The 23,520-nt window shown below is 66.2% G+C and carries 1 protein-coding gene (cut by a window edge); it reads right to left on the reverse strand.

Features of this window, described 5'->3' with window-relative positions; translation table 11 throughout:
- Window positions 1–23,520 carry the 5' portion of a putative Ig domain-containing protein gene (locus AC58D2_RS19875; RefSeq protein WP_497392773.1) on the reverse strand. The gene continues 13,704 nt to the left of window position 1, outside the view, so only the first 23,520 of its 37,224 coding nucleotides appear in the window; the start codon lies at window positions 23,518–23,520; the stop codon falls past the left edge of the window.

Below are 23,520 nucleotides of genomic sequence, written 5' to 3' on the forward strand. Positions count from 1 at the left end.
GTCGGTGACGATCAGCGCCGCATCATAGCTGCCGATCTCCGCGGTCGTCGGCGTCCATTCGAGCAACGCGCGCCCATAGACTCCGGTCGGCGTGATCGTCGCGCCAGCCGGCAAGCCAGTCAGCATATAGGCGAGCGCATCCTCGTCCATGTCGCCGACCTCGATCGTCGCGCTCAGCTTTTCGCCCGCGACGGCGACGAAATGGCCGAGATGGGCGATCACCGGCGCTTCGTTCGGGCTCGTTACCGTGACGACGAAGCTGTAGCCCGAGGCAAGCGGCGCCCCGGTGCCGTCCCCGTCGTCCATCGCGGTGACGATGATCGTATGGTCGCCGCGCTGGTTCGCGCCGGGGGCAAGGCGAAGGATGCCGGTGCCGTCGCCATTGTCGATGAGGGTGACGAAATCGGGAAGCGGCCGGAACGGGCTTTCGTTCATCGCGCCGAGCGTCAGCGGATTGCCGTCGGCGTCGAAGGCGGCGATCGGAATCTCCACCACCTCGCCTCTCGCGACGCTGACATTCTCGATTGCCTGCACCTGCGGACGGCGGTTCTGATTGAAGACGCGGACGGGCATGACGACCTCGGTCGACAGCGGGGGTTCGTCGCCGTCGCCGGTGTCGGTCGCGCGGAAGCGCAATTCATAGTCGCCCGCCTGATCGTTGGTCGGGGTCCAGCGGAATTCGAGCGTATCGGGATCGAAGCTCGCCCCGGGCGGCAGGTCGGACAACAGTTCGACGGTCACCGTCCGGGGCAGGTCGGTCGTCGTCGTGACGTCGCCGCTCGCGGTGTCGCGCAGGGGCGGCGTATAATAGGGATTGTCGGGATCGAGTGCATAGGCGGTGAAGGACAAAAGCTGCCCTTCGAGAACCTGCCAGCCATCGAGCTGGTCGAAGACAGGCGCCGCATTGGCGTTGAGCACGGTGATGCGGGTTACGAAGCTGACCGTTGTTTCACCGTCGCTGACGGCGAACTGAATGTCATAATCCCCGTTCTGGATATAGGTCGGCGTCCATTCGAACTCGCCCGTGGCGGGGTTCAGCGTCGCGCCGAACGGCAAGGAGTCGCTGGAATAGGTGAGCGTCCGGTCGCTGTCGGCGCGCGCATCGATACGGAAGCGGATCAAGTCGCCTTCGCGGGCGTCGCGGTCGGCAACCGGAACGACGCGCGGCGGCTCGTTACGCTCGGCCACCGCTATGGTCACGAGCGCCTCGTCGCGGCTGATCCCGTCGGTCACCGTGAAGCGGACGTCATAGGTGCCCGCCGATTCATAGTCGGCGAGCCAGCTGAAGGTTCGCGTCGAGGGATCGAAGACCGCACCCCCGGGCAGCCCGTCGACCGTATAGGCCAGCGGGTCGAGGTCGGCATCGACGGCATTGAGCTGGAACTGGAACACCTGTCCTTCGCCGCCCTCGACGCGCGTCGGCGGGCTGCGGAATTCGGGGGCGCTGTTGCCGCCTTCGACCGTGAGGACAAAGCGTTGCAGCGTCACCGCGCCGCGCGAATCAAAGACTTCGACGACCACCGCCGCCCGCGCCGGCACATCGGGTCCGGGCGTCCAGCGAACAAGGCCGGTTTCGGCATCGATCACCATGCCCGCGGGCTTGCTGAGCAACCCGAAGGCGACGGGCTGACCATCGGCGTCGGTCGCCGTCACCCGATAGGTAAATTCCTGCCCGACGCTGGCCCCGGCCGGGGGCTCGCTGGTGATTAGCGGGGCGCTGTTGGGCAGGGTCCCCGCGACGACACCCGCCGCGAAGGCAAGCCGGCGGCCGTCGATCCCGGTGATCGACACGGTGCGGCCGTTCGTGCTTTCGCCCGCCTCCAGCACGCCCCCGGGAGGGAGCGACGCCGACAGATCGACCAGCCAGCGGCCGTCGCCGCTCTGTCCGCTCGCGTCGGTCGGCACGCCGGGGAAACCCGCAAGCGGGTCGATGGTCAGCAAGGCCGGGAGGGTCAGCGGGCCGTCGGTCCGGTTGGTGACGGTCACGCGATAGGACACCGTCCCCGTCAGACGATCGAGCCGGGTATCGCCGAAGTCGATATCGACGAGGGTCGAGATATCGTCAAAGGCCTGGAAACCGCTCTGATAATCGACGCCCAGACGCTGGCCGGTCGCAGCGGTCACGCCGGCACCGACGGTCAGGGCAAAATCGCCGGCAAGCAGCGTTCCGACCCCCAGAACCACCGTGCGCGTCGCGGTGTCATAGCTGATCGAACGAATGGCGTGGGCGGCGCCGGTTCCGTCGACCAGCCGATAATATTCGGGGTTGAGCACCGATCCCGCCTGATCGGCGGCGCCCGCGAACATATCCTGGTCGAAGGTCACGGTCAGGAAGGGCGCGGGCAGCACCACGTCCGACCCCGCGGGCGGATTGGTCGCGATCACCGTTGGCGCCGTCGCGGGGGCGACGACATCGACCTGGCCGCTCTGGCTGATCAGCAGACGGCCGTCGCTTGTCGCCGTCACGACATCGCCGCGCGTTCCGTCGGTCGCGATCGCGACGCGGCGCAGCGTCGCCATATCGACCATCGTCAGTTCGCTGCCCTCGGCGGCGAGCCCGGTGTCGGCGACCGTCCCCGCGGTGTGCGAAACGAACATCAGCCCTTCGAGCGCGGTGTCCGCCTGGCCGAAAGCGATCGAATCGGCCGGCGCGTCGAAGGTCAGCATCGTTTCGGCGCGCGCGCGGTCGGTGAAGCGCACCACCTGCTTGCGGTCGGGCCATGTCACCGCCCACAGCGTCCCGTCGCCATCGAAGGCGAGGCTGCCGACGCGCAGATTTTCGTCGCGGCTCCACTGGGTAAAGCCGCCGTCGTCGGGGTTGAAGATCGAAATGCCGCTGTTGGTCGAGACATAGATCCCGCCGCTTTCGGGATCGACCGCGATCGCGATCGTCACGCCGTCGCCAAAACGGTCGAGCACCGCGCCCGTGTCCGGGTCGAGCCGCAGCAGCGCCCCGCCGCCGGTCGTCGCCCACAGCCTGCCCTGAAGGTCGAAGGCCATGTTGAATACCGGCTCGTCGAGCTGGGCGAGCGGCGTCCCCGCCGCGCCGCCATTGGCGTCGAATTTCCACAGCGTCCCGCGGTTGGCGCCGCCCGAAATCAGGAAGCCGCCATCGGGCGTCTCGACGATCGCCATCGGACCGATGCCGGCGGCGCTCGCCCCGATGCCGGTGGCAAAGGCGCGCGCGGTGAAGGGGCTCAACACCTCGCCGAACTCGCTCGGCGACGACAGCGGCGCCGCCGCGGGCACATCGGCCTCGGCGGCGGCGAACAGCGGATTGGTCGATGGCTCGGGCGACGGTTCGGGGGCCTGGCCGAAATTGGGAGGGGTCGTGCCGGGCACCGTCGGCAGGGCGCCAAGGTTGACGTCCGCCCCGTCGGAGGCGGCGTTGACCCCCGGCGTCGGCAGCTCGCGATTGCCCGCCACATCGGTCGCGAGCGCGAGGAATTCATAGCTTTTTCCGGCCTCGCCCTCGAAAGTCAGCGAGCCTTCGACCTCGGTGAGCTGACGCTGCCAGATACGGAAGTCGCCGCCATCCTCGGCCACATACAGGGTGACGCGGCGTACGCCCGAGCCCCCATTGTCATCCTCGACCCGCCAATCGACGCGATAATCGTCGGTGCCGCCGATGCGTGCCACCGCCAGCTGGCTTTCGGGCGCCTCGCCATCGACCATCTGGCCGAGCACCAGCGTATCCTCTGGCGCAAAGCCATCCATCAGCACCCGCGCCGAGGCGGAAATGGTTTCGCCCGTAGCGACATCGCCAGCGGGACGCACCGAATAGGAGACAAAGCCCGCTCCCGCACCGCTCGCGTTGTTCGGTGCCAGAAGACCGCGCGTCGTATCTTGCAATACCTCGCCCGTCACCGGATCGATCGCCTGGATCAGCCAGCTTGCGCTCGGCGGGTCCTGATAGAGGTCGAGCACCGCGCTGACGCGCAGGATGAAGCCGCGCGCTTCGGTGAAATCATATTCGGCCTGGAAGCTCGTCTTGCCATCGGGCACGTCGATGGTGATGTCGCCGATGCGGATGTCGCCGAAGGTGAAGCTGCGCGGATCGAGATCGGGATCGAGCGCGGTGACGATGCGGATCTCGTTCGTATAGCGCGACGATCCCGCCGCATTTTCAAAGCCGATCGTATAGGGCAGCGACGCCGATGCCGGCAGCCAGCCGAGCGTGTCCATCGTCTGCGGGCCGGTGATCGACGCGAGGCGGCCGCTGTTGCCGCCGGTGGCGGTATATTGCGAGAAGTCGAGCGCCGCGAGCGGATCGCCATCGACCGGCTCGGGGCCGTTGATCTGAAAATCGGCGGGCAGGCCCGCGCCGCGCTGTGCGAAGTCGATCCACGGAACGAAAACACGGAACGCCTCGAAATAGGTGGGGTTCGACAGGCCGAGATCATAATCCACGGCATCGGGCAGCGCCGGGATCGGCACATCGCCGACATAGCGCGGGCTCTGACGCGGATCGAGATATTCGATGTCGGCCATCTGGCCTTCGTCATGGCCATAGAGCGTGCGCAACTGCTCGAAAAAGCCGAGCAGATCGCCATCGGAACGAATATCGCTGCCCGCCGGGCCATACAGGATGCCCGAGGCGAGCGTTGCCATTAGGCTGACGATCTGCGGCTGGGTGCGGATCGGCGGGACATCGCCGTCGGGGCGCAGCAGATCGGCGTCCTCAAGCGCGGCGAGATAGAGGTCGACCCATTGCTCCTCGCTCCCGACGAGGGCAAGCAGCGACGGCGGTGCATCGGCGGCGGCGATGATCGCATCGCGCAATCCCCGCGCCTGCTCCGACTGAAAGGCGACGAATTCGTCGCGCGTCATCGTCGTCGCGGCGGCAAGGATATGGAAGCGGAAGGGGATGAAAGGAATTTCGTCGCGGCTCGGCGTCGCGGCGTTCGACTGGTAAAGGCCGACGAAATCCAACTGGTCGAGGACCGACTTCGCCGCCGGAAGTTTGGCCGTGATGAGGTCCTTGGCGGCCTCCCACCAGTCTTCGAGCCCGCCCTCGCCCCCGACAAGCAGGTCGTCGAGTTCGGGGAACGATACCGCCATCTGTTCGCGGAAGGTGTCGAACGAACGGTCGGCCATTGCCTTCAGCCCCGGATAGGTCAGGACGTTGAACGTGAAGCCGGTAAAGCCGTCGGCGGGCTGATCGTACAGGAAACCCGATGTGACGAGCTGGCCGTTGGTGTTGACGATCGAATCGAGGTTCATCCATGGCACGAGGGCGCCGACACTGTCGAGCAGCCCTTCGGGCACGCCACGAACATTGGCGAAGAAGTCCAGGAAGCGCAGGCCATAGACATATTGGTTGTTGTTGAGTTCGGGAACGCCGACCTGGAAATAGGTGTAGGGGGCGTCGAGGTTCGACTGGTTTTCAAGCGCCACCGAATAGGTCGCCTGGTCGCCCGCCAGAATAACCCGCGGGCCGCCGACTCCGATCGTCACCTCTGGCTCGATGCCGCGTTCGATCAGGAAGCGATAGGGTTCGACCGTTTCCGATCCGTCGGGATTGATGACCTTGATGTCGTAGAGGCCGTGCGGCGCGTCGGTAAAGTCGAAGGTCGCGATGATCGTCGAGGAATCGACGACCTCCCATGCGACGGGTTCATATTCGGCGATGTCGGGTCGCGAAACCTTGACGATCGCGTCGGGGTGGAACTGCGCGCCCTTGATCGTCGTGGTGACGAAACGCGAATCGCCACCGCGGTCGGTGTCGATGCCGGTGATGACGAGCGGCAGCAGATCGGCGGTCAGCGTCACCTGTGCGCCTTCGTCGGGGCCGCTGTAGCCGCGCACGAGCACATAATAGACGCCGGGTTCGGTGTCAGGGACGATCGCGGTCAGTTCCTGCGCGAGCGGGCCGGTATAGGTCGCGTCGAACGCGGCGGAGGTCGGCACCTCGTCGTGGCGCAGGAACACCTCGTTGATGCTCCGTTCGTCGTTCGACCCGACGCGGAAGCGCAGCGTGCTGTCCGCCGGCACTTCGATCCGGTAGAGCCGCTCCTGCCCCGGTTCGAGGTCGACGGTCAGCGGAATGCCGAGCGCCAGTTCCTCGACCGAGATCGAAAGCGTGTCGGGCGACGCGGTCGTGTTGTTGTCTTCGCCGGTGTCCTCGTAAAGCTGGTTGCGCACGTCGGTGCGGACGATCACGCGGTAATCGCCCGCCGCCGCACCGGGCAGCGTCGTGTCGAGCGACAGCGTATACGTGCCGTCGGACAGCAGCGTGCCGTTGAAATCGGCGCGGCCGAGCAGCTTGTCGCCGACGTCCCACGTCGCGTCGCGCGACAGATAGACCGCATCGGTCCAACGGCCCGACGCGGTCACATCGCTCTGGTTCGCGACCGTCCAGCTGATCGTCACCGGATCGCCCGGCTGCCGGTCGCCGGGAACGACGATGTCCTGCACCTCGATGTCGGTCGGCGGCGGCAGTTCGATCACCATCGGGGTGACGGTCCCGAGGAGGTTGTCGCGCTCGTCGGCTTCGAACAGCCTGCCCGTCGCATCATAACGTGCCGGATCGGTGACGACGAAAACATAATAGGCTTCGGTACCGAGGTCGTTCGGCACGGTGAGGTCGAGCGCGACATCATAGCTGTCGCCCGCCGCCAGCCCGCCGCTGTGCCGTACCGATCCGATGTAGCGGTCCGACGTCAGGTCGAGGAAGGGATCGCGCGAGAGATAGACAAGATCGTCCCATTGTCCCTGCAAGGCCGGTGTCGCACCGCCATCGTTCGTGACCGTATATTCGACGCGGAACGTCTGGCCGCGCACCGCGCGGTCCGGCGCGGTCAGCGCGCTCACCTGAAGATTGGGGGGCGTATAGGGGGTCAGCGTGACCCCCTGCACCGCGCTGTTGTTGCCTTCGCCCTGGAATTCGCGGACGGCCCCCGCCAACAGGCCGCGCACGCCCTTCAGACGCGGCGAGAGGCTGCTGGTCGAATAGCCCGATTCGGCCAGCCCCGAATCGGCCATGGCGATGACGTTCATCGGCCCTTCGAGTTCAAAGGGCAGCGTTACCGTCACGGTCGCATAATAAGAATCACCCGCCTCCAGCACGCCGACATGCTGGTTTTCCGCCTTGACGATCACGCCCGGCGAGCTTTCCCGCGACATCAGCCAGTCGCCATCGTCGAGCGAAGCATCGAGCGACAGATAGACGCGGTCGGTCCATTGGGTCTCGCGGGTCGCGCGGTTGCCGACATTCTCGACCTTGAAGCTGATCGTCACGGTGCTGCCGGCGGCCAGCGTATCGGGTACGGTCAGTTCGGTGACCTTGAGATCCGGCTCGCGATAAACGACGGGGAAGGACGCGGAGGCAATATTGCCCTGGGGCAGTTCGAACGCATATTTGGCGAACTGGCCAAGCAGGCCGTCGTTGCCACCCCGCCGCACGATGTCCGACGGGATCGGCGAGCGCCCTGCCGAATTGGCGATCACATAGACATAATAGTCTCCGTCCACGCCAGGCGGCATGGTGAAGTCGACCGTGCGGCTATAGCTGTCCCCGGCCCCCAGCGGGCCATCCGAAACAGCGACCGAGGCGACTTTCGTGGCCCGATCAGTGCTGAACACCGGGTCCGCCGAAATCCACACCTCGTCGGTCCAATATTGCGTCCCGTCCCACGTCGCCGCGCCATCATTGCGAACGGTATAGGTGACGCTGGTCGCCTCGCCCGAATAGGCGGGGGCATCGGGCGCCGCGGGCACGACGTCGACGACGCGCAGGTCGGCGGGCATGTTGGTGACGCTGGTTTCGGCAAAGGCCGCATTGTCGAGGCTATTGGGGTCGCCGCCCAATTGCGACTGGACGATCACATAGAGGCCGGCGGCAGCCGGATTGAGCGTGAAGGTCTGGCTGTTGGTATAGGACTGCCCCGGATCGAGCGGCCTCAGATTCGCGAACTTGCCCAGTTCGAAAATGTTCGTCGCGTCTTCGAGCAATGGCGCGTCGGCCAGAACGACCCGGTCCTGCCAACCATTTGCGGTCGCGTTACCGCCCGCCTTTACCGTCCAGCTTACGGTGAATTCCTGGCCGCCAGCGCCGGTCGCGTCGGCGCTGACCGTCTCGACCGCGATGGCCCGCGTGAACGTCTGGGGCGGGAGGCCGACGATATCGATCGCCCGCGCGCGATAATTGCTCGAATTGATCTCGGCCGGGTCGTCGGGATTGACGTTGGTCGCCAGCGAATCTTCGAGCAGGGTCGCATAGGGATCGACCCACGGCATGATGTAATAGGTGCCCGATATCAGCCCTTCGGGCAGCGTCACGGTGACTTCGCGGTCATAGCCCGCATCCTGCATCAGAACGCCGTCCTTGTAGGTCAGCGTCTTGAGCAGTATGTCGCCCTGTCCCGGATGCGGACGGTTCTTGTCCCGCGTCAGCCAGATCTGTTCGGTCCACTGACCCAGATCGGTGTCGCCCGCCCCGCGGTTGGTGACGCTGTAGCGCACCGTGACGTCATTGCCCTCGAACGCCTGGGTCTGGGTGACGACATTGTCCACGACGATGTCGGCGAAGGGAATCGGCTCGACATAGATTTCCTGCGCGGCGATGTTGCTCTGACTGCTGTCGTTCGGCCATTCATCGACCTTGTTGCCGCTGTCGGTCGCGACGAGAATATAGACGGTGCCGCGAAACCGCTTGGGCACGGTGAAGGTGCCCGTTTCGGACCGATATTCCTCCAGCGAACCAAGCGCGGAAGGGTTCTGGAGGCTGGAGACCAGAATATCGTCGCTCGTCAGCTTGTCGTCGAGCGACAGCCAGACCTGGTCGGTCCACGACCCGTTCGCTGCCTCCAGTCCCTGATTGACGATCTTGAACTCGACAGAAGCCGTCGCGCCCGCCGTCACTTCGTCGGGCGCGACGATCTCGCTGACCCGGAGGTCGGGGCGCGGCATCGCCGACACGAGGATCGTCGCATCGTCGACCGCGCGATTATCGTCCTCGCCGCCATGTTCGTAGACGGCGTTGCCCGCGTCGGTGACGACGATCACCTCATAACGGTCGCTGACCTTCGCGGGCAGCCGCATTTCTTCCTTGCGGCTGTAAGTTTTTCCTGCCTCGAGCGGGCCGGTATAGCTGTACGTGCCGATCAGCGTCCCCGCCCCGGTCTCGCCCGCGCGGCGCAGATAGACGCGATCGGTCCATGTTCCGGTCGCGGCGGCGGCACCGGCATTGCGCACCGTCCATTCGATATCGACCACCTGACCCTCGACCCCGGTTTCGGGCGCCGAAATCGCCTCGACCTTCAAATCCGCCGAGGGCGCGAGCGCGACGTCGATCGGTGCCGATTGGCCGCTGTTGTTGTCGGTATAAATGAACTCATAGGGGCTCGACCGGGGATTGGTCGCCCCCGGCGTCTCGACGACGATGCGATACTCGCCTTCGATCCCGTCCGGCAGGACAAAGCTGGCGGCGCGTTCATAATTGTCGCCCGGCGCCAGGAAGCCCAGGTGATTGACGCTGCCCAGCTTGACCCGGCCCGACCCGTCGAGCTTTTCCAGATAGACCTGATCGAACCAGTCACCGCTGTTGGTCAGCCCGATACCCTGATTTTCGACCCGCCACGTGACATTGATCGCACTGCCCGAGAGCGCGGTTTCGGGTACCGAGACCGAAAGGAGGTGCAGGTCGGCCCACGGAATCGGAGAAACGTCGAAGGGTCCGGCGAACAGGCCGCGATTTTCATCGGCGCCATTTTCGAATACTTCGCCCTTGGCATCGGTTTGCACGAACAGGGTGTAGCGGCCGTAAAAGCCCGACGGCAGAAGGATATCCTCGCTGGCATCATAGCTTGCGCCGACATCGAGCGCGCCGCTGTGCACGAATTCTCCGATGACGATATCGTCGGCATTGCCCAGCACATCGTCGCGCGACACAATCACGCGGTCGGTCCATTCGGAGGTGAAACCGGCACCGGTGCCGACATTGGTGACGGTCCAACCCACGGTCACAAGCGCCGGGTCGGCGATCGTCCGCGCGGGGGCCGAGACACCGCCGACCTCCAATTCGGCATAGTCGGACAGGCCGACGTCAAGCGCGACGGCCGCCTGGTTATTGGCCTCCCCGGCGGCCGTCTCGACCACCGTAGCCCCGCTGTCCGATTGGACGATCAGCTGATATTCCCCGCTCGCGTCGATCGGCAGGGTAACGGTCAGGCTGCCGTCGTAAACGGCGCCGGCGGCCAGCGCGGCGTCGCTCACCAACGCGCCGAGCTTGATGTCGCCGGCGCCGACGACGGCATCGCGCGACAGCCAGATGCTGTCGGTCCAGCCGCCAAGCGTGTCGCCGCTTCCGTCGTTGCGGATCCGCCACCGGATCGTGATCTCGCTGTTCGAGTCGGCCGTGCCGCCGTCGGGTCCTTCGATCAGGACCGGCACGAGGTCGGGATGCTGAAGCGCCAGCGCGTTGGACGTGCCGACATTATCGCTTTCCTGTCCGCCCTCGAACAGTTGCGACAGCGCGTCCGTGCGCACGAAAATATGCCACTCGCCATCGTCATAGGAGGACGGAATCGTCACCGCCTGGGTGACTTCATAGCTTTCGCCCGGCGCAAGATCGAAGTTGCGCGGCAGCGACGTCAGCAGATGCGCGCCCGATATGCCGTCGTCATCGTCGATATAGATGCGGTCGGTCCACGGCGCCGCGGCGGCGACGCTGCCGGTGTTGCGCACGACATAGGTGACGTCGATCGTCTGACCCGGCACCGCATCGTCGGGAACCGCGACGCTTTCGACCGTCAGATTGGCGGCGGCCGCGGCTTCGAAACGCACCGGCGGAGACACCGCGACATTGTCGCCTTCCTCGAAATTCTCGAAAACCGTGGCACCGGCGTCGGTGACGAGGATCAGGCGGTAATCGCCGGTCCGCCCATCCTGCACCCGCGCCTCGACCGACACGGTATAGCTGTTGCCGACCGGCAGCGCCCCGTCGCGCACGACTTCGGCCAGCACCAGATCATCCTCGTCCACGACATCGTCGGCCGACAGGATCAGCCGGTCGACATGGCCACCCGCGGCCGACAGATCGCCGGTGTTGCGGATGCGCCAGGACACGGTGAAGGGATCGCCGCCGACGATCGTGCCCGCAGGACCGAACACCGCCTCGGCAACCAGATTCGGTGCCTGCGAGGTAATCCGGATCAGGGCCGGGTCGCCGATGTTGTCGGCGCGCGTATCGGGTTCGGTTAGTGCGCCCGCGGCGTCGGCGACAACAAACAGGCGATAATTGCCGCCGATATCGGCAGGCAGGCTTACGTCGAGCGACGCATTGTAGCCGGCGCCGGACGCCAGCGAGCCATCGCGACGCCGCTCGCCCAGGACGATGTCATCCTCGTTGCCGACAAGATCGTCGACGCTCAGGATGACGCGGTCGACCCATCCGTCCGCCGCTTCGGCGATCGCGCCGGCATTCTCGACCCGCCACGACACGGCGATGCTGTCGCCGCCGCTGGCGGAACCCGGCGCGGAGACATTGCCGACGCGAAGATCGGCATAGGCGCGCGCCGCGACCGGCACCGTGGCCTGCGCGCTGTTGTTGCCTTCGCCATTATAGCCGCTGGCGACTTCCCGAACCTCGCCCCCGCCGCCGCCGGCGTTTCGGTCGGCCTGAACGGTGACGCGGATCGTGCCGACCGACGCCTGGCCGTCGGGCAGCCGGAAGCTGAAGCTGCGCGCCCGCTCGGCGCCGCCGGCGAGCTGCGTGTCGCTGGCGATGCTGGTATCGAGCAGCGTCTGCCCGGTCGTGGTATTGACGACGAGAATGCGGTTGTTCCAGCCCGCAAGCGTCGGGGCATTGCCGATATTCGCCTCGGTCCAGCCGAGCGTGATCGTGTCGCCCGACTGCGGATCGCCTTCCGCGATAATCAGGTCGCGAATCGTCAGATCCGGCGACGAGACGATCGTGGCCGTTCCGGCATTGTTGGTTTCGCCGTTCCCCGCGTCATTGGCCTCGCCCACATCGTCCAGAATGTCGGTGGTGACGGTGAAGACGAACTGACCATGTGCCGACGGGCCTTCCGGCCAGACGATGGTATGGCTTCCCGCGCGGGTGTCGCCCGCCCCCAGCGCATCGGCGGTCACGGTGGCGAGCAGTATCTGCTGCCCGCTGCTGCTGTTGCGCACCACGATCCGTTCCGAAAAGCCCGACGGCGTCGGGCGGTTGCCCTCGTTGGTCGTCGTCCAGCGGAGGGTCACATTGTCGCCTGGCGCCCAGCCTTCGGCGGGCTCGGGGATGACGTCGGACACGGTAAGGTCGATGAAAGGCGCGAGGATCGAATCGACCTCGATCGCGGCGCTGTTGTTGGTTTCGCCGGTCGCCGACGGATTTTCCTCGGCCACCGCATTGGCGACGTCGCTGGTCACGGTGATCGAGATGCGGCCGACCCCGGCGTTCCCTTGCGGCAGCGTGACCGTCATCTGCCGTTGACGCGACGCCCCGGCAGCGAGACTACCCGCCTCGTCATCGAGCACGAAATTGCCGATCACCTGACCGGTGTCGAGATTGCGGAGGATCAGCCGGTCGGTCCAGTTGCCGGTTGCCGCGACGGTTCCGTCGTTCAACGTTTCCCACGCGATCGTGACCGCCCCGCCCGACCGGATCGCTCCGTCGGCGGTGGCGGTAATGTTGCGCGGGATCAGGTCGGGTGCGGGATTGACCTCGACGCCCGGAATCGGGATCGGTGCGGATTCCGGATTCTCGAAGACGTTGAAGCCGAAGGTGCCGATCGCCGCCGCATCATAGATGTAACCTTCGAGCAGCAGCGTGTAGTTGCCGTCGTCGGGCAGTATGAAGTCTTCGACATCGTTGAAGTCGCGCGTGAAGAGCTCGCGTCCGTTCGGCGCGATCAACCGCCAATAGGCCGATACGCCGGCCAGCGCCTGCCGATCGAAATAATAGCGGTCGCCCGCTTCGCCGGCAAAGCGAAAGGCCTCGGTTTCCGATCCCGGGCTGAGCGTACCGGTGACAGGTAGCCCGGGGGTGATTGCGGTCGCATCGGCAAGGTCGAGCACGCGCAGCGAGAAATCGCGCCCGGCCGTGCCGCTGTTATTCGTGACGCGCAGCACATAGTCGCCGGCAGGCACCGCCAGCACCGGGGTGCCGCCGATATTATAGCCGTCCGATCCGGTGAAGCTGCGCGACGCCACATCGCCCTGTGGTCCCGTCAGCGTCCAGACCAGCGAACCGTCGGCGGTCAGCGCGTCGACATACAGCAGCGTGTCTTCGGTGAGCGTGAAGTCGAGGAGCGTCGATTGATACGCCTGGTCGAGCGTGCCCTGTATCGTTTCGCCGAACGTCAGCGACTGCGGTTTGTCGACGATCCGCGACACCAGGAATTCATAGGTTGCCGACGCATTCGCATCGTCGATCCGGCCTTCGAACGCCAGCGTATAAACGCCATCCTTGTCGAGCGTGACCGGTCCGTAATCGCCGTCGTGATTGCCATAGAAAACCAGTCGTCCATGCGGATCGAGCAGGCGCCAGCGCCCCGCAGTCTGGTTGGTCAGATAATCGAAGAAGAGCCGGTCGCCCGCCGCAGCGGTGAAGCGATAAAGTTCGGTCGCATTGGCGGGCTCAAGCGTTCCGCTCGTCACCGTGTCGAGCGTCAGCGGCGTCGCCGCAGCCAGATCGAGAAGGCGAAAGGCGAAATCGCCCGTCGTGTCGCCGGTGCCGTCGATGGTGAGCATATAGTCGCCCGCGACGGCGAAAAACGCCATCGCGTCGGTCCGGCTCAACGCGTCGCTGTGACCGAAGTCGCGACTGTCGACGACCCCTTCCGGGCCGGTCAGCGTCCAGACGAACTGGCTGCTGTTGGTCAGGGCGTCGAACATGAGGCGCGTCGCGGCGTCGAGCGTGAAAGCATAGCGCAGCCGGTCGCCCGGCGCCGCGAGCGTGCCCCCGGTCGTCTCACCCAGCGTCAGCGCGGCATCCGCATCGGCATCGGTCATCGCCCCGACACGGAAGTCGAGCGATTGCGGCGCCCCGGTCGGAATCCGCCCCTCGACGAGCAGCGTATAGGTGCCGGTGAGCGGCAACAACGGCTCCTCGATATCGCCGACGCGGCTCGGTCCAAAGACGACATCGCCCTGCGGGCCGATCAACCGCCAATACGGGTCGGTCGAGCCGCTGATATAGTCGAAGAACAGCCGCTCGCCCGCCGCCGCGTCGAAGCGGAAGGCCTGGGTGACATTGCCGGGGTTGAGCGTGATCGACCGCGTCTCGCCGCGCGTGATCGGCGCGGCATCCGCGAGCGACAGCAGGCGGAAGCCATAGCTGCCGGTCGCGGTGCCGTTGGCCGAAATCGCGACCGTATAGCGGCCCGGCTGTAACCACATCACCGGATTGCCCGAGAAGCTGGACGAATCGGTCGAGGTGAAGCTGCGCGCGCCGGGGGTCTGCGTCGGACCGCTGATCTGCCAGCGAAGCTGGTTGTTGTTGGTCAGCGCGTCGAACACCACCGGGGTCGGCTCGGTCACGGTGAAGGCGAAACGGTCGACACCGCCCGCCCGTTCGATCGTGCCCGTGACAGTGTCGCCGAAGTCCGCCGGCGGCATCGGGGCCGCTGCCGGGGTCATCGCGACGGTGATGTTGTCGACATCCTGATCGCTGGTATTCCCGCCCTGCGATGCCGAGAGCAGCAGACGCCCGGCCTCCAGTTCGAAACCGGGCAGGAAATAATCCTCGACCGCGACCACGCTCGCGCCGCCCTCTGGCGTCAGCTCGATCGTGAGCAGCGCGCCGCCTTCGGTGCGCTCGATGAGCAGCCGGGCGTGCGTCCACTCGCCGCTCGCCATCGTCACCACGGGATTTTCGCCGTTGGTCAGCCGGACATTGTCATAGTGGATCGAGATCGTGTTGTGACTGTCGCCGCCGGTATTGTCGAACGTGTCGAACCCGATGCCGAGCGCACCGGGGATATTGGCCTCTATGCCGACCTGAGGTCCGGGCCCGCCGTTGCCGTACCCCGACACCGGCAGATAGGCGATGGCCAGTCCGTCGGCATCGACGGTCTGGCCGGGACGCCGCGTCAGGCGGAAATCGAAGCCGATATCGACGACGTCCTGCCGCCCGCTGCCGGTCGCGGAAAAGGCGACGCTGTTCTGGGCATTGGCGTTGAGCGCGTCGGTCAGGCGCAGGAAATCATCGTCGCCATCATCGAGCAGTTGCGCCGCGGCGCCGCGGTGATTGACGAGCACATAGGGCAGGTTGCCATCGTCGAAATCCTGGCTCGTCGCCCCGTTCGGCGCCGGCTGCACCGGAACATCGAACAGGAAGCCGTAACCGCTGTCGGCGGTCTGCGAATTGCGCCCCTCGACGAGCAGCGTGTAGGTGCCGTCCATCGTCGCGGTCAGCAGCCCGGTGTCGGTGAGCGTCGAGGGGCCGAAGACGACCTGCCCCAGCGGGTCGATCAGCCGCCAGCGGTTGTTGCCCGATCCGTTCGACTGCACATCGAAGCCGAAGCGCAGGCCGGCGGTCGCCTCGAAGCGATAAAGGTCGGTTTCGGTCCCCGATTCGCCCAGCGCGCGATTATAGAGGCCCGAGGGCGCCAGTTCCTCGGCATCGGCGAGGTCGAGCATGCGGAACGCATAGGCGCCCGTCGCATCGCCGGCGCCGTCGATCGTCAGTGTCCAGTTGCCCGCGGAAAGGTCGAGCACCGGGTTGTCCGTGAAGTCGGCGCCGTCCGAATTGCGTATCGCGCGGCCATCGACCACGGTCCCGCCAGGCCCGGTCAGCGTCCAGTTGATATTGGCCGGATTGCCGAGCGCATCGAACAGGAGCCGTGCGGGCGCATCGAGCGTGAAGCCGTAGCGATCGCTCTCCCCCGGCCGTGAAATCGTCGAATCGATGCGGTCGCCGATCGTCAGCAGCGCATCCTGCATCGTCACCGGATAAACGGCGAAGCCATAGCCCGCGACCGCGCCCTGCCCGACCTCTCCTTCGAGCAGCAGCGTATAGGTTCCGGTTACGTCGAGTTGCTGTCCGTCGATATCGGTCAGCGTGCGCTGGTTGAAGACGATCTTGCCGAACGGGTCGATCAGCCGCCAGCGGACTCCGGCAAGCGCCTCCAGCGCGTCGAAGACGAAGGTTTCCCCGGCATTGGCGGCAAATCGATAGACGTCGGTGGCATTCGCCGGCGTCAGTTCACCCGAAATCGGCGTGCCGAGCGGCAAGGGCGTGCCGTGCGCCAGATCGGTGAGGCGGAAATTATAGAAAGCGGCCGTGTCGCCCGCACCGTCGACCGTCAGCACATAATCGCCGGCACCAAGATCGAGCACCGGATTGCCGCCGAAGCTCGACGAATCGGACTGGTCGAAACGGCGCGCGTCGATGACGACGTCTTCGGGACCGGTCAGCGTCCAGACGAGATTGCTGTTGGGCGTCAGGCTGTCGAACAGCAGCATCGACCGACCGGTCAGCGTAAAGCTGTAGCGATCCTCTTCGCCCGGCGTGTCGATGCGGCCGCTCACGCCGTTCGGGTTGAGGCTTCGCAGCACCGCGCCGCCTGAACGCGCGGAGCTCTCGAAATCGAGCGCATAGGACAGGCCCGGCGTTCCCGGGACGGCGGGGTCCGCCATTCCGGCCGCGATCTCGGCGGCCGAGCGCGCGACATTCCACAGGCGGACCGAATCGATCGCACCCTCTATCTTCCCGTCCGCCGTGTTGTCGTCGGGGTAATGGCCGAGTAGCAGCGGCTCGCCGTTCGTCACCGCGTTGTTCTGCCGGATAGCGCCCGACGCCTGCTCTACACCGTTCACATAGAGTTTGAGCGTCCCGACGTCGCGGTCCGCGACCACCGCCAGATGGACCCATTCGCCCGTTGCGAACACGCCGTTGGCGGTCGTCACGCTCTGGTTCCCCGACGCATCGCCGACGCTGGCATAGACGCGCCCGGCGTTGTTCACCGACAGGTGCAGCGGAATGCTGCCGTCCTGGTCGTTGCCCTTGGTCGCCAGGATCGTCCAGGTGTCGGTGAAGCGGTCGAGCCGGTACCAGCCCTCGAACGTCAGGTTGCGCACAGGCGCGACCGCGGGGCTGTCGGCGATCTCGACATAGTCGACGCCGCGCAGCACCAGCGCGTTGCCGGATACGCCGGGCGCGACCTTCGGCTCGTCGGGGTTCGGGCCGTCGACCGTGATCGGCACCGGCGCGGCGTCGGGGACGTCATAGACGGCGAGCCGATAGTCGATCGGCCAGTTCGACAGCGCCGTCCGCCCCTCGATCACCAGCGTATAGGTGCCGCCATAGGTAAGCGGTCCGGTGTCGTAATCGGCGATATTGACCGGCCCCACGACCTGCCGCCCGAAGGGGTCGAGCAGGCGGAAGGTCGCGCGGTCGGCGCCGGCGCCGAACTGCTGTACGTCGATGAACAATCGCTCGCCGGGATCGACCTCGATGCGATAGACCTGATTGTCGCGCGACGGGCTGATCCGGCCGCTGACGGCGCTGTCCAGCGCCAGCGCCGGCGCTTTGCCAAGGTCGAGCAGGCGAAAGGCGAAGGCGCCCGCCGCATCGCCGTTGCCGTCCACGGTGATCCGATATTCGCCCGGCTCGATGCGGAAGGCGGGGTTGCCGCTGCCGAAGTCGTGGCTTTCGCCGTTCCGCATGTTGCGCTCGACCGCAAAGCCTTCGGGGCCGGTGATCGTCACCGTCATGTCGCCATTGTTGTGCAGCGCATCGAACGCCATCAGCGTCGCGGCATCGACCGTGAAGCCGAAGCTCTGGGTGTCGCCGGGGCCGTCGAGGCGTCCGGCGATCGCGCCGGCGATCGCATCGAAGTCGCTGAGCACCGGAATCGCGGCGCCCGACACCCGGTCGGTCACGCTGCTGCCGCTCTCCGCATCGAAATCGAGGCGCAGCACCAGCCCGTCGGGGTCGGCGGGCGCACCGTTCAGCATGTCGGCCTGGATCGCCGCCTCGCCGCGCGCATGGTCCCAGATGCGCAGTTCGTCGAGCGCGCCCTCCAGCCGCTGATAGCTGTCGTCATATTCGGGTCCGGCGCCGATATAGAGCGGCGTGCCGGCGTTGCCGTTGTGCGGCGAGGTGCTGATCGTGCGCGACGTGGCGAGAACGCCGTTCAGATAGATGCGCATCTCGCCGGTGCTGCGCTCGATCGCGACCGCGACATGGGTCCATTCGCCGATCGGCACCGAGCCGTTGGCGGTTTGCAGCGTATCGGCGCTGCCGCCGCGCGCGCTCGACACATGGATATAGCCGCTGCTGTTGTACCAGATCGTATAGCCGCGCTGCCCAGCGTCATTGCCCTTGTAGACAAGCGGCGTCCACGCATCGGTCGTCCGGTCGGGATTGATCCAGAATTCGACCGTCAGGTCTTCGCGCAGATCGAGTGCCGGGTCATCGATCTCGATCTGTTCGTGGGTGGTCATCGACAGCGCGCTGCCGACCTTGCCGGGCCGCAGCAACGATGGTCGTGGATTGTCGCCGACGATGTCCACCGCGGTCGCGGTGTCGGTGCTGCGGTGGAGGGCGAAGCGATAGTCCTGCGTCTCCGTTCCGGCCCATACCCGCCCTTCGATCAGGATCAGATAGGTGCCGCCCTGCTCTGCCGTGAACTCGCGGTCGGCAAGGTTTACGGGATTCGAAAGCTGCTTGCCGTCGGGACCGATGATCCGCAGGCTGGTGTTCGGCGTGCTTTGCAGATTGTCGAAATAGAAATGATCTCCGGCGTCAGCCTCGAAGCTGTATATCGCGGTTTCGTTCGACGGGTCGAGCGATCCGGCGACGGGCTGGCCGGGGACCAGCACCGTCGCCGGGGCGACATCGACCAACCGGAAGGTCGCAGTCCCGGTATAGAAGCCGCTGCCGCTTACCGTGAGATCATAGGTGCCGGGCACCAGCGTCACGACGCGCTCGCCGTTATTCTCTCCCCCGTCGCTGTAATAGAAGCTGGCGCTCGCGATCACGTTGCCGAAGCGGCTGAGGCTCCATGACAGATCGGTGTCGGCGGTCAGCGAATCGAAATAGACGCGCGTCGGTTCGTCGACGGTCAGGGTGAAGCGATTGACTTCGGTCGCCCGCGCGATCGTCGTCGATATGTCGCTGTTCAGCGCAATCGCCTGCGGCGCCGGGTCGACCGGCCGGTCGATCGCGAATTCGTAGGGACGCTCGGCGGCGGTGTCCGTGACGCGCCCTTCGATCAGGATGTAATAACGTCCGGCGTCGGTGGCGGCATAGCTGCGGTCGGAGAAGCCCACCGATCCCGACAGGTCGCGGCCATCGGAATCGAGCAGACGAACCACGCTGCTGCCGGGCACCTGGCGGGCGTCGAAGGTGAACCGCTCTCCCGCGGCCAGGTCGATGGCATAGATGTGCGTTGCCGATGCCGGGGCGAGTACGGCCGCCACCGTTTCGCCCCGCCCTTCGAGCAAGCTTGCCGTTGCGCGGACGTCGAGGAGACGGAAAGAATAGGGACCGGTCGCATCGCCACTGCCGTCGATCGACAGCTCATAGTCGCCCGGCCCGAGCAGCATCGGCGGCCGGCTTGCCTGTTCGAACCCGTCCGCGGCGCGCAGCGACGTCGAATAGTCATAGCCAGGACCCGTCAGCCGCCAGGTCAGCCGCGAATCATTCGTAAAGGAATCGAAGGAGACCAGCGTCTCTTCGGTGAGCGCGAGGCGATAGCGCTGCACGTCGCCCGGACCTGCGATCGCGCCCTCGACAAGATCGCCCGGCGCAAGGTCGAGCGCGGCCGGGTCCTGCATCGGATTGAGCGCAAAGCTGTAGTCATCGTTCGCGCCCCCGTTCCACACCCGTCCTTCAATCAGCAGGCGATAGGTTCCGGCAACCGGCAACGTCAGTTCACGGTCGGAAAAGGATGTCGTGCTCAGATAGTCGCGGCCGTAGGGGTCGAGGATACGCATCGACCCCGAACTCAGCCCGGCGCGCACGTCGAGGAACAACCGGTCGCCGGCCGCGCCGGCAAAGCTGTAGATCGCGGTCGCATTGGCGGGGGTCAGAACACCCTCGACAAGCGAATTGTCGGTAGCGGCCGCGCTCGCCGCTGCAAGGTCGAGGAAACGGAAACCATAAGCGCCCGCGCTGCCCGTGACGCGAAGCTGATAGGTGCCGGCCAGCGGCAGATCGAGCGCCCCACCGCCGCCGCCGGCTTCATAGGAATCGGACTCGTCGAACGCTCGCGCCGCCACCTCGACACCGCGCGGCCCGATCAGCGTCCATGTCTTTCCATTGTCAGAGGTCAGCGAATCGAACAGGAGTCGCGACGGCGCCGAGAGATTGAAGGTGTAAAGGTTCGTCGCGCCGTCTTCGGCGAGCGTACCCTGCACCGTGGCGCCGATCGTCAGCGCGGTTCCCACCGCCGTATCGGGCGGCGGCGTATTGCCGGTGCGGCTGACGCGCAGGCCGTAGTCGAGCGACGCCGAATCCCAGATGCGCCCCTCGATAGCCAGCGTATAGGTGCCGGTCATGCCCAGCGACACCGCCTCCGACGCATCGAAATAACGCGCCGGCGTCACCAGCCGGCCGGTGGGGTCGTAAAGCCGCCAATAGGCGTTGCCGGCTTCGCCCGTCACATGCTCGATCGCGATCGCGTCGCCCGCCGCGGCATCGAAGCGATAGAGGTCGGTTTGGTTCGCCGGATCAAGACTCCCGTTCGTCGTCGCGCCGAGCGCGACCGGAGCCGCCGCCGCGAGATCGAGCAGGCGGAACAGATAGTCGGCGGCGGCGTCGCCGAGCCCGTCGATCGTCAGTTCATAGCTTCCCGCCGGCAGATCGAGCAGCGGCGAGGCCGTAAGGAAATAATCCGCCGAATCCGAGTTGCGGAAGTTGAGATTGGTAATTTCCGAACCGCGCGGCCCGGTCAGCGACCAGACGAGATTGCCCGTATCGGCAAGACTGTCGAACAGCAGTTTCGCCGGCGATGCGAGGGTGAAGGTCAGCCGGTTGCGCTGACCGGTATCGATATGGCCGCTCACCGGGGCGCCGACGGTGATCGCTCGCGTCGTGTCGGCGAGCTTGAGCAGGCGCGCGGAGAAGGCGGCCGGTGCGGTGTTGGAAACCGGGCCCTCGACCGCGATCAGATATTCGCCGCCGATCGGCAGCGGGGGCAACTCGATGTCCGACAGCGAGGTCGCCGCCTGAATCTCGATGCCGTCGGGGCCATAGATCCGGACGGTCAGCGCGTCGCCCGTCCGGGTCAGCAGGTCGAAGAACCAGCGGTCGCCGGCCTCGCCCGTGAAGCGATAGAGCCGCGTTTCGGTCGCGCGCGCGCCCGCCGATGCGGCAGAGGGCCGGGCTGCGGATGTGTCGGCGGCGGCGGTGCCGCTTTCCTCGTCGAAGCGCCAGTTGCCGACGAGCCCCGCTTCGGCGCCGGTCAGCGGCCGGCCAGCGGCGCCGAGTTCGCCCGCGCTGCGGGCGACGGACCAGACGCGCACCTCGTCGATCGCGCCGTCCCAACGATAGCTGCCGGCGGGCGCCGCGCCGATCGCCAGCGGCGAAAGGCTGTGCGTGATTTCGCCATCAAAGGCCTGTTCCGCGACCAGTTCGCCGTCGATATAAAGCCGCAGCGCGGCGCCGTCATAGGTCGCCGCGACATGCTGCCAGGCGCCGATCTCCAGCGGAGCCTCGACATAAGTGCCGTCCCAATAGTTGAGGTAGAAGCGGATGGCGTCGCCGACCCGCAACAGCCCATAGCCATCGGACCAGCCGGTGTTCGACGTCTTGGACAGAGCGCCTTGATAATAGCCGCCGCCGCCGCCCGGCTTTAGCCAGGTTTCGACGGTCAGCGCCTGCGGCCGCAATGCCTGGCGGTCGGCAACGGTCAGATCGCCAAGCAAAGACACGTCCCACGCGCGGTTGGTCGCGCCGGAAAGCGCGGAATAGTCCAGCGGCGCACCGGCGACATGGCCGATACCGTCGGAGGCGCCATCGTCGCCCACGATCGCACCGAAGGTGCCGGCCGCGGCGACCGGGGTCGCGGCGGCGGGATCGAGCAGGCGGAAGGCGAAGCCCCCCGCCGCATCGCCGCTGCCCCGGATCGTGAGACGATAGCTGCCCGCCTGCAACGACAGCATCGGCATCCCGCCGGACGAATCCGACCCGCCGAAAGCGCGCCGGTCGACCACGACGCCGCGCGGCCCGGTCAGCGTCCAGTCGAACGCCGCGGCCGCAAGCAAGCCGTCGAACATCAGCCGCGTGTCGGCCGCGAGGTCGAAGCCATAGGCGACGCTGTCGCCTGGCCCCTCGATGCGGCCGGTCACCGTGTCGCCGACGGCCAAGGCGGCTTCGCTGTCGGTGACACGCGACAGGACAAAGCCGTAATCGAAGGATGCGGCATTCGAATCGCGGCCTTCGATGGCGACGCGATAGGTGCCGGTGCGGTCGAGAGTGAAGACGCCCGAATCGTCGAACACCTCCGGGCCGCGCACATATTCGCCGTCGGGGCCGATCAGGCGCCACGACACGTCGCCGCCGGACAGCGACAGCCGATCGAAGAAGAAGCGCTCGCCCGCGGTGACGTCGAAGGCATAGATGTCGGTCCGGCGCCCCTCGTTGTGGCCGGAAACGGGAGCATCGACGGCGATCGCGCCGGCGTTGGCGAGGTCGAGCAGGCGGAAGGAATAGGGGCCGGTCGCATCGCCGTCGCCATCGACGACGATGCGATAGTCGCCCGCCTCCAGGTCAAGGATGTTCGAACCGGCGATGTCGCGCGAATCCGAGCCGCCGAAGGCGCGCGCATTGACGATCGTGCCGCCGGGGCCGATCAGCGTCCAGCGGATCGTGCTGCTGTCGGTCAGCGAATCGAAATAGAGCTGCCGCGCCTCGGTCAGGGTGAAGGTCAGCGTTTCGGTCGCCCCCGGCGCATCGATCGACCGGCTGACCGGCGGCACGTCGATCGGCGCCGAAAGCAGCGATATGACGCTGTCTCCGCCGCTTTCGCCGGGACCGGAAATTTCGAACAAATAGCTGTCGCCGGGCGTGAATCCGTTAACACTCTCGCGTTCGGGCAAGACGGCGCGGATGCGAAGCTCGGTCGATAGCAAATCGTCGACGGAGCGCGCCCGTATCGGGTGGATGGCGGTGGGCAGTCCCCGATCTCTGGTCAACAGGCCGTTACCAACGACATCGAGCCCGTTGTAGACATAGACGCCGCCGACGCCGCGTTGCCCGCGAACGGCAAGTGAATATTGCCCGACCTGTGTGGCAAGGGCGGCCTGTCGGGCCGCGGGACCATCCCCTTGAGCCGGACCGGGCTGCTCCGCGCTCAGATCGATCCGATGCGGTGCGACGTCGATCAGCCGGGTGATTGCGGCCGGGTCCGCCCCCACCGCAGCGGCCAGCGGCGGCGCGACTTCGGCCGAGAGCAGCAATCGCGGCTCGAGCGCCTCGACCGTCAGTCGGCTCGACAGGATCGACGATTGACGAAGAGCGGCCTTGCGACGTTCACAGCGTCGCTGCTCCGTCCCGCGCTGGTCCGGAATTCGGTTTTCGAACAGGCGACTGGCCGATACCAGACGCCCGAGACTGTTGAACAT

This window comes from Sphingopyxis sp. CR5 (genome assembly GCF_059693785.1).